The 8,850-nt window shown below is 50.5% G+C and carries 8 protein-coding genes; 5 read left to right on the forward strand and 3 right to left on the reverse strand.

Features of this window, described 5'->3' with window-relative positions:
* The first annotated feature begins 35 nt into the window (after positions 1–35).
* A complete protein-coding gene (locus BM231_RS13855; RefSeq protein WP_093520212.1) occupies positions 36–1,871 on the forward strand; it encodes an SLC13 family permease in 1,836 nt (611 codons plus the stop codon).
* Here BM231_RS13855 and BM231_RS13860 read toward each other — a convergent pair.
* Complete coding sequence (locus BM231_RS13860; protein ID WP_093520214.1) at positions 1,868–2,923, reverse strand: helix-turn-helix domain-containing protein; 1,056 nt, start codon at positions 2,921–2,923, stop codon at positions 1,868–1,870. The genes BM231_RS13855 and BM231_RS13860 overlap by 4 nt on opposite strands.
* A gap of 330 nt (positions 2,924–3,253) precedes the next feature.
* Here BM231_RS13860 and BM231_RS13865 point away from each other — a divergent pair, with 330 nt between their 5' ends.
* Positions 3,254–3,676 carry a DUF805 domain-containing protein gene (locus BM231_RS13865; RefSeq protein ID WP_093520216.1) on the forward strand — a complete coding sequence of 141 codons (423 nt, stop codon included), beginning with the start codon at positions 3,254–3,256 and terminating at the stop codon, positions 3,674–3,676.
* A gap of 15 nt (positions 3,677–3,691) precedes the next feature.
* Here BM231_RS13865 and BM231_RS13870 read toward each other — a convergent pair whose 3' ends face one another.
* Entirely contained in the window at positions 3,692–4,438 is a 747-nt protein-coding gene (locus BM231_RS13870; protein WP_093520281.1) for a DUF6630 family protein, read from the reverse strand.
* A gap of 186 nt (positions 4,439–4,624) precedes the next feature.
* Here BM231_RS13870 and BM231_RS13875 point away from each other — a divergent pair, with 186 nt between their 5' ends.
* A complete protein-coding gene (locus BM231_RS13875) occupies positions 4,625–5,452 on the forward strand; it encodes a hypothetical protein (protein WP_139226355.1) in 828 nt (275 codons plus the stop codon).
* 87 nt (positions 5,453–5,539) lie between these two features.
* Here BM231_RS13875 and BM231_RS13880 read toward each other — a convergent pair whose 3' ends face one another.
* On the reverse strand, positions 5,540–6,181 hold the full coding sequence (locus BM231_RS13880) for a lysozyme inhibitor LprI family protein (RefSeq protein ID WP_093520220.1): 642 nt from the start codon (positions 6,179–6,181) through the stop codon (positions 5,540–5,542).
* A 201-nt stretch (positions 6,182–6,382) separates the two neighbouring features.
* Here BM231_RS13880 and BM231_RS13885 point away from each other — a divergent pair, with 201 nt between their 5' ends.
* Both BM231_RS13885 and BM231_RS13890 read left to right on the forward strand, forming a co-directional pair.
* Positions 6,383–7,759 (forward strand): sodium:solute symporter family protein, encoded by a 1,377-nt coding sequence (locus BM231_RS13885; protein WP_093520222.1) that lies wholly within the window; start codon positions 6,383–6,385, stop codon positions 7,757–7,759.
* 198 nt (positions 7,760–7,957) lie between these two features.
* On the forward strand, positions 7,958–8,323 hold the full coding sequence (locus BM231_RS13890) for a hypothetical protein (RefSeq protein ID WP_093520284.1): 366 nt from the start codon (positions 7,958–7,960) through the stop codon (positions 8,321–8,323).
* The last annotated feature ends 527 nt before the right edge of the window (positions 8,324–8,850 follow it).

Here is an 8,850-nt window from a genome sequence, read left to right on the forward strand (position 1 = left end):
CTACACTGATCTACTTTGCGAAGGACGCTAAGACGATGTCTTGGGAAATGCTCTTCACCTTCTTCGTGTTGCTTGCAGCCGTTATCCTGTTTGTCTCTGACAAGCTGAGGTTGGACCTTGTTGCGATTATGGTGATGTTGGCGCTTGGCCTCTCTGGTATTCTGACGCCTTCTGAAATGCTCGCGGGGTTCGGGTCTACGGTTGTTATTCTGATTGCCGGACTGTTCATTGTTGGTGAGGCACTGGCCCAGACCGGGATTTCTTATGCAGTCGGCGACAAGATTGTTCAGATTGCGGGCGATCAGGAGTGGAAGCTGATTGTGCTGTTGATGCTGACGGTTGCGGCGCTGGCTTCTGTCATGAGCGTCACGGGGGCAGGGGCGATCTTTATTCCCGTTGCCATTCGTCTTGCGAGCCGATCCAACCTTTCTCCATCCCGCTTGCTTATGCCACTTGCTTATGGCGCGCTGATTGGCGGGATGCTGACCCTGATCGGGACACCGCCCAACCTGATTGCCAATGCGCAGTTGCAAAACGCGGGCATGGAGCCGTTCAACTTCTTCATCTTCACGCCGATTGGACTGGTTATTCTGATTGTCGCAGTGGTTTACATGCTGGTGTATGGGCGCTTGTTTTTGCGCGGTCATCAGCGGCCAAAAGGGGCGACCGAACAGGGGCGCCGCACACTGCAGGGTTTTCTGGAAGCCTACGATATTGAAGATAAGATTGTTCGTCTGCGGGTGAGTGAAGATTCCGAGCTGGTTGGCCAAACTGTTGTGAGCGCCAAACTGCGACGCAGGGTCGGGCTGACATTGTTTGGGTTGGAGTATACCTCCACCACGACAAAGCGGCTGAAGGTGACCTCCACTCAGACAAACCGGGCCTTCAAGGCTGGTGATATTGTGTTTGGGGTGATGCAGGAGCCCATCAGTGAAGATGTGTTTGCCTGCATCGGTTTGGAACAGTTGCCGATGGGTGAGGAGGGGCATCACCTTTCTGCTCGCGAACTTGGCATGGCGGATCTGATTGTGGCACCGGATTCTAAGCTGATTGGCAGAAAGATCAGCGGGGCCGGGTTTCGGACCAATCACAGCCTGAGCGTTGTTGGCCTTATCCGTAAAGGCGAGGCGCTGCATGGCAACTTTGGGAATATTGAGCTGAAGTTTGGGGACCAGTTGCTGGTGGTGGGCGACTGGGAGAACATCAGCAAGCTGCAGGCAGCGCGGGAGAGTTTTCTGTTGCTGGCGTTTCCGGAAGAGATCAAGAACTATCTGCCCCGGCGCAAACTGGCGCCAGTCGCGCTTGGTATTCTGGCGGTTATGCTGGCGCTTATCATCTTCCGCGTGGTGCCCAGTGTGACGGCGGTTGTTTTGGCGGCGACGGCTATGGTGTGCGTGGGGTGTGTTTCGGTTAATCGGGCTTACACTTCTATCAACTGGCCCAGTCTGATCTTGATTGCGGGGATGATCCCCATGGCGACTGCTCTTGAGAAAACGGGCGGGTTGCTGCTGATTGTGGACCAGATTGTTGCGCTTTATGGCAATAGCTCGCCTTATGTGATGCTGATGTCGCTGTTTTTGCTCACCTCTGTCTTCAGCCAGTTTACGTCGAACACGGCGACGGCGGTGTTGATTGCGCCTGTTGCGTTTGAGGTGGCGTCCATTATGGGGGTGCAGCCTGAGCCATTCCTCATGAGCGTTGCGATTGCGGCTTCGACGGCGTTTTGTACGCCTGTGGCATCGCCCATCAACACGCTGGTGATGGGGCCGGGGAACTACCGGTTCAAGGATTACGTGGTGATTGGCGTGCCACTGCAGATCATGGCGCTGGCGATTGCGACGCTGCTCATTCCGGTGTTTCTGCCGTTCTAGCTGAGGTTCAGGATCCAGTCTTCGTATTTTCGGCCTCGTTGGAGATCTCCCTGAACGGCAGCGGTGACCTCAAAGGATTTTGTGCGCACTTCGCGGGGGGAGTAGCCGAAGTGTTGTTTGAACATGCGGCTGAAGCTGCTTTCATTCAGGAAGCCGAAATCCAGCGCCACCTGATAGGTCGCCCGGTAAGCGTTGCGTGGGTCGAGCAGTGCGCGCAAGACGGCTTTCATGCGTCTGTCGCGGATGTACTTGCTGACGCCACCGAAGGCCAGGAACAACTCGTAGAGTTTGCTGCGCGATACATTGATGGCGCCGCCCAGATAGTCGGGCGATAGGTTTGGGTTGGTCAGGTTTGCCTCAACAATGCGCCGGGCGCGGGTCATCAAGGCCAGATTGACGCCTTCCTGTCCTGCCTCGCTTTCATGGGGCATTCCATTCAGGCACGCTGCGATCAATCCCATGGTGGCGGGCACGAGTTGCTGGGCCTGCTGCATGGTGAGTTTGCTGGTTTGCGCACTGATTGACGAGAGATGCTCGCGCAAAATCACATTGAGTGGATGGGCCGCCGGGAGGGTTTTCAGATTGCTGTCGTCCGGGCCTTGCAACAGAGGGGCAAGTTGTTCGCGGGCAATCAGAATGGAGCGATTGCTGTAACTGCCGGAGAATGAGCCACCTTCCTGCGAGAAATCCAGAAAAATGCAGTCGCCCTTGTTGAGGCTGACGCTTTTATGCCCTGCATAGAATTCGGCGTCCCCCTCATCATGAACCATCAGCAAATAATGATCGACGCCATCTCGCGCCATCGCCGCATTGGTGCGGTTGGCGATATGGGCCTGCGCTGTCACCTGAGAGAGCATGAGGGAATCGAACAGCACAGATTTGATCTCGCCGAAGAAATCGAGCTGATCCTCACCGCGATGTATTTCAGCTTCACAAAGACAGGCTAAACTCTCTCGCCAGAAGGCAAATCTGTCTTTTCGCCGAATGGAATCCAGTGAAAATGAGTTTCTTGGAAGACCGGCGATGGGTGCCGCCTGAATTGCCTCACTCAACGCGCCATCTCCTGCTGCATGAATGCTTTAGACATACATACTATGTGATGTATTTGACAGTCACACAACTGCAGGCAGCTAAATAAATTAGTAGATGCTTATGGTGTTCAGGAGATCAATGAGATCTTGTCTGTCACGAGCAAATGAGAGTTCCTCAGTGCGGGCTTTCCTGACAGTTGCGAAGGGTCACCTCTTGCCACTTGCAATCGGTGTTGCACCCAAAACAGGTTTGCTATCTGCACCCTCAATAATTTGGGAATACTGCGGTGAGTTGGGGAGCTTTAAAGTTGCGAGACCGACTTCAACGCACATGAGCAATATGGTGGTGGGATGTTTTATCTTGGGTTTAAAGGCAGGTTGGGCAGAGCGAAGTTCTGGTTGTTGAGTTTGTCATGGACTGGTTTGCTTTTGTCTACTCTTTTGTATGTGGTCCATCCGCTCGAAGTTGGTTCTGACACTGTTAAGTTTTCACTCGTGGCTCTTTTGTTTGCAGCCTTCTACTACGTCCAGCTCTCGTTGTTGGTCAGGCGCTTGCACGATATTGGCAAGTCTGGCTGGTGGTATGTTCCATACTTCTTCATTCCCACAACCTACCTCCGCTTTTTCAATCAAAACCCAGAATATGAAGCCCCACTTATTGTCAGTATTCTGATTGTTTTATTGGCTATCTTTGGCATGCTGAACGCCGGTTTTGCTGCGGGGACCAAGGGGCCGAACAAGTATGATGTTGAGCCGGCTCCGATAGCTGCGTGAGATGGGGTGCTTTTATCAGAGTGTGAGGATCTTCTTTAAGGGGAGTGATGCGCTGTAGGGTACTGGTATCCGGCCAGGTGAGGACATCATCATATCAAACACTTCATCCAGATCCTGAGCTTTGGAAAGGTTTTCCTGAGGCGGGGTTACAATCTGGATGGTCAGGCGATCCTCTTTGTTAGGATCTTCGATGGTTACATTGCGCCAAGCGTAAGCGGTCGATTTCTCGACAACAAAGACGTAGTAAGAATCCCAGTTGGCATCCAGTGTGACGAGTGCGAGGCCGGCTTTGTCAAATATGGGCGCATAATGGGCGAGATTGACTGGAAAGGCGGTATGTTCTGAGTAGTAGTCATCCTCATGCTCTCTCAGCAGCTCCATATCAGGCCTTTCAGATATGCCGTGTTTCGTCAGCATATCGTCAAACTCCGGGGCGATTTCCTCGCTGTTATCTTTCCAATCAAAGTAAGCGTGCTCTGGGTGCGTAAAGGCGAAAAACTCAATGAGATACCAAGCTAGGGTGACACTTCTGCTCTCTGGTTTGACGACAAACTCTTTTCCAATCGCATGTTGAATTGCATTGGTGTTCTTTTCAGTAACACCCGCCTCGATCGCTCTTGCGACCTGAATTGCTCTTGAATCATTGTTGGTTAGCATACGAACCAGACGCACTCTTTCTGCATCAAATACGCCCTGCCGGATCGCGTAACAAGCTGCAAATGCAATGACCAGTACCAGTAGTGTCATGAAAAAGATTTTCATGTCTTCAAAAATCCCGTCCAATCAAACCTGAGCTTTGAAATTTGCAGCTCATGATTGTTTTAATCTTGTGTATGCAATTTATGGGAGGGTACTTCTGTAGTATTGCCTGTAACTTGAGTTGATGGCCAGAAAGTAGCCCATAATCGCTGCTGGTTTGAGGCAGGTAGTCATACGAAGAGGATGGTTGTGGGAAAGAAAAAGCTAAACCGGGTTCGAGAGGGGGTCTGTCAGTTAACACGGCGCCAAGGGAAGTTTGTAGACTCACATCTTATACCCAAGGCACTTACTAAAGCCGACGGTCTTGGACCTGGCTTGTTACAAATGGAGTATGGAAGAAAAGCTCGGTGCGCTAGCAGTTGGTATGATCCTCAGCTGGTAACTAGAGAAGGAGAAGACATACTTGCAGCATATGATGACTGGGCAATTAGTGAGCTACGGAAACATAAACTAGTATGGAGCGGTTGGGGTGCGCAAGTTTCTTTACTCGGTTCACCTTCTGAAAGGGAGGCTGTGACTGTTCGAGTTCTAAAAGGCGGTGACTGGAAGAAGTTACGTTTGTTCTTTTTGAGTATTCTTTGGCGAGCTGCTGCAACTAAAAGACCTGAGTTTCATGAAGTATCTCTACCTATAGAAGATCTAGAGAAATTGCGATTAATGGTTGCTAGTGCAAATCCAAATCCTCTGTCCTTTTATCCTCTTAGTTTAATGCAGCTGTCTACTTTGGGTGTGAAACATAACCATTCGCCGCTTGCAATGAACAAGATTGTCCCGAATCCGAAAATGGGAAGCGAACTACGAGTAGAACCGATATTTAGGTTTTACTTTGATGGTCTAATTATTCATTTCTCCAGATTGCCACAGCAAGAGTGCAGTGAAGAAGGTCTTGGTGCATTGAGAGTTGGGGGAGATGAAGATGAGCTGATAGTGACGACCCTTCCTTGGGATAGCTCAGCTCAACAACTTAATTTAGGTATAGTAAAAAGAGAAACTGAGTTAGGTCGTCCGTTCTTCTGAACATTCTAAAAATCGACATTTCTGGGGCGATTGTAGATGAGACGTTGCCAAATTTTGAAATAAACAAGTATTTTTGCTTTGAGTTCTTCAAAATGACTTTCGAGTTTTGAGTTCTTGTTTAAGGTCTGCAATCCGTTCTAAAGACTTATCATACTTGTCAGATGCCCATAAACACGGCTGCATTGTACCACCTTCGGCAACTAAGCTAGAAAAAACAGCTTGTTGATCTGAAAATGTCTCCCAAGAGCGTTGGCTCGCATTAAAAGCTTCAATCTCTTGAGCAGATAAATCTGGTAAAGAGAGCAACTCCTCAATTAAACCAGCTAGTTCTTTTTGGGTTTGCCACAGTAGGTCGTATGCATATTCGTTCATTTCGCTTTGTGTCGTGAAGTCAGGGGCATCTCCAGAGATTAGATCTTTTTGAGTTTCTAATTTCAGATAACATTCGACTGCATCATCAAGTTTTTGCTTAACATGACGGTGATAATCTGGGTCTAGATTTCTTTTTTCTGCGATCTCCAAGTGGCTATTGCATTCATCAATTATTGAAACGTACTTGTCTATTTCTCCGCTAATCTTCTTACTTTTACTCGTAAAAAGTTTTGAAAGTACAAGTTCCCGAATAGACCCTGAAAACAAAAATATTAGTACGCCTAAAAGAGATATGAAAAATAGAATAGCGATTGAGCTGAGACCTAGCTCTTTTAATGAATCTGCCAGTATCCGCATGCTGAGAACATCCAGTTCGGGTTTGTTTGTTAGTCTGTTTTCAGTCTATTAGGTTGTGGTCCGGGAGGAAATGATAGGCTGCAATTTTTGTGACTTCCCCCAAACCCCGCCTTTTAATGGTCTGTCTCACTCTCATGTAATGTCTTCCTGTTAGAGATACGGCGCGATTGCTCCTGTGTTGTCTAAAAGGAACCCCTGCTGATGATCGATATGATTATCGTGGCTGGCTATTTGGTCGGCATTCTTGTGGTGGGGCTTTGGGGTGGCCGGATACAGCGGGGGCTGAAGGATTATGCGACGGCGGGGCGTGAGTTTGGGTCTCTTGTTATCTTCGCCACCATGTCTGCCTCTTTTATTGGCGGGGGCTTTTCTACCGGCAATGCAGAAAAAGTGTTTCTTTATGGTGTTGCCAATATTGTGGCGTTGTGGGGCTTCAGCTGTAAAGAGATTGCGGTTGCCACGCTGATTGCGCCCAAGATGAAGGCGTTTCCCGATGCGGTCTCTGTTGGTGATGTTATGGGCAAGGCCTATGGCAAGCTGGCCAGAATAACCACGGGCGTTTGCGGTTTGATGCTGTGTTGCGGCATCGTGGGCGCGCAGGTTGGCGCGATTGGCGTTATCTTCAATGTGTTTTTTGGGCTGGACCGGTTCTGGGGCATCGGGATCGGCTGCGGTATCGTCATTCTTTATACGACGCTGGGCGGTATGCGGGCGGTGGTTTACACCGATGTGGTGCAGTTCGTTATTCTGGCGATTGGCATGCCGCTGGTTCTGGGCTTTGGCATTTATCAGATAGGCGGTGTTGATGCGCTGTTTGCGGCGGTGCCGCCGGATCATCTGAGCCTGCCCGGGCCGGACTTTGGCTGGATGGGGCTGATTGGGCTTATTCTTGTCTTCATGTTTGGGGAGACGCTTGTGCCTCCTTATATGCAGCGGTTGCTGGCGGGGAAGACGGCCAAGGCCGCGGCGCGAGGGACGCTCTATTCCGGTTTGTTCTCTTTTCTGTTCTTCGCGATCACCGGGGCGATTGGTTTGGTGGCCTTGGCGCTGGACCCAGATTTGAACCCTAACAATGCCATGTCTTTCGTGATTGTGAGCGTTATGCCGCCGGTGCTGAAGGGCTTGGTGTTTTCTGGTGTGATTGCGATTGTGATGTCTTCCGCCGACTCTTATCTCAACTCCGCCAGTATTGCGTTTGTGAATGATGTTTGGCGGCCATTGCAGCGCAAGGCGATGAGTGAGGAGAATCTGCTGTTCATCGCCAAGCTGGTGACGCTGGTTGTGGGGCTGCTCTCTATTGTGTTTGCCGTCTCTATAGAGAGCATTCTGGATATTCTGATTTACGCCTACAATTATTGGGCACCGATTGTGCTGGTGCCGCTGGTGGCTGCTATCTATGGCACGCGCCGTGGGACCACGGCTTTTCTTGCAGGTGCTGTGACCGGGGTGGTTGCTACGGTGTTGTGGCAGAGCGGGCTCAACTCGCCTTTTGATATGCCCGGACTGGTGATTGGTGTGTTCGCCAATCTGGTTGTGTTCTTATCCGTGCCCAAATCTCCCATCTATATACATGACTGAGTGAGAGCGGCTGGCTGCTCAAGATATTTTGAGGTTTTGTGGCTTGCAGGTTGGTGGTGGTGCGTTAGCCTCGCTGCAAACTTGGAGTTTGATGCGTGCCTTTATAGTCGCGCGTTTTGCATTGATTTATTTGGTGGAGCGAGTTCATTGGGTTTGATGGAAGCCAATCAACCGGAATGCGCTCTAAAGGAGGCTTTTATGCGTGCTGTTCTTTCTGGACTATTCCTCAGTTTGCTGGCGACACAGGTTTTGGCGGGAGAGGCCGATGTGGTGAAAGCGGATGTGACCGAACTTTCCGATGGGTCTTATCGGTTTGATGTGACCGTGCGCCATGGTGATGAAGGGTGGGACCACTATGCAGATGCGTGGGAGGTGCTTTCTGAAGACGGTAAAGTGCTGGCCGTGCGGACGCTGGCGCATCCGCATGTGAATGAGCAGCCGTTTACACGTTCGTTGAGTGGTGTTGAGATTCCAGCGGGAATGTCGCGGGTGGTGGTTCGGGCCAAGGACAGCGTTCATGGTTATGGCGGTGAAACGGTGACGGTGGAGGTGCCGGGGCGCTGAGGCTGGTTTTGCTGGACCGGGTTGTGATGGTTTGCGGCAGATTTTGGTGAGGCGGGCATAAGTCGGGTTTTAGCTGTCTGCCTCAGGCCTGGTGGTGAGGGGGATAAGCCGGACTGAGCTGGAGTTGTGGGATCGGGCGGCTGGATCGGGCTTTTGTTCGGTTTGCTGACATAGGAACGCACAATCGCGCAGCTGACACCTAAACAACGCAGAATAACGCAAAAGAACGCAAACCCGGTGAGAGCGGTTTCGGGCGGCTGAGCGACTCGCTGAAGTATCAGAGGGACGTTTGTGGTGGTTTGGGGCTGAATGAGGCCGTGGAAGGTGTGCATTCTGTTTGATAGAGCTGGATATCCCCGTCTGTGCAAATTTTGGATTTGTTAATTTTTGTTGTTTTGGTTTGGTGTTATTGGCTTGTTTCTGCGGTTTTGTGGTGGGTGTTTGTGATGTTTGGGTTGATATATGAAGTTGTTGAATTGTTTGAATTTTAGTTTTTGTGAGATTGTTTTGTTTTTTTGGAGTTTGCG

This window comes from Pseudovibrio ascidiaceicola (assembly GCF_900114245.1).
Lineage (GTDB): Bacteria > Pseudomonadota > Alphaproteobacteria > Rhizobiales > Stappiaceae > Pseudovibrio > Pseudovibrio ascidiaceicola.

Bases quoted from the DNA above. Each gene is read 5' to 3' on its own strand.
- BM231_RS13865 (WP_093520216.1), top strand. From the start codon at position 3,254: ATGTTTTATCTTGGGTTTAAAGGCAGGTTGGGCAGAGCGAAGTTCTGG.
- BM231_RS13885 (WP_093520222.1), top strand. From the start codon at position 6,383: ATGATCGATATGATTATCGTGGCTGGCTATTTGGTCGGCATTCTTGTG.
- BM231_RS13870 (WP_093520281.1), bottom strand. From the start codon at position 4,438: ATGAAAATCTTTTTCATGACACTACTGGTACTGGTCATTGCATTTGCA.
- BM231_RS13890 (WP_093520284.1), top strand. From the start codon at position 7,958: ATGCGTGCTGTTCTTTCTGGACTATTCCTCAGTTTGCTGGCGACACAG.
- BM231_RS13855 (WP_093520212.1), top strand. From the start codon at position 36: ATGTCTTGGGAAATGCTCTTCACCTTCTTCGTGTTGCTTGCAGCCGTT.
- BM231_RS13880 (WP_093520220.1), bottom strand. From the start codon at position 6,181: ATGCGGATACTGGCAGATTCATTAAAAGAGCTAGGTCTCAGCTCAATC.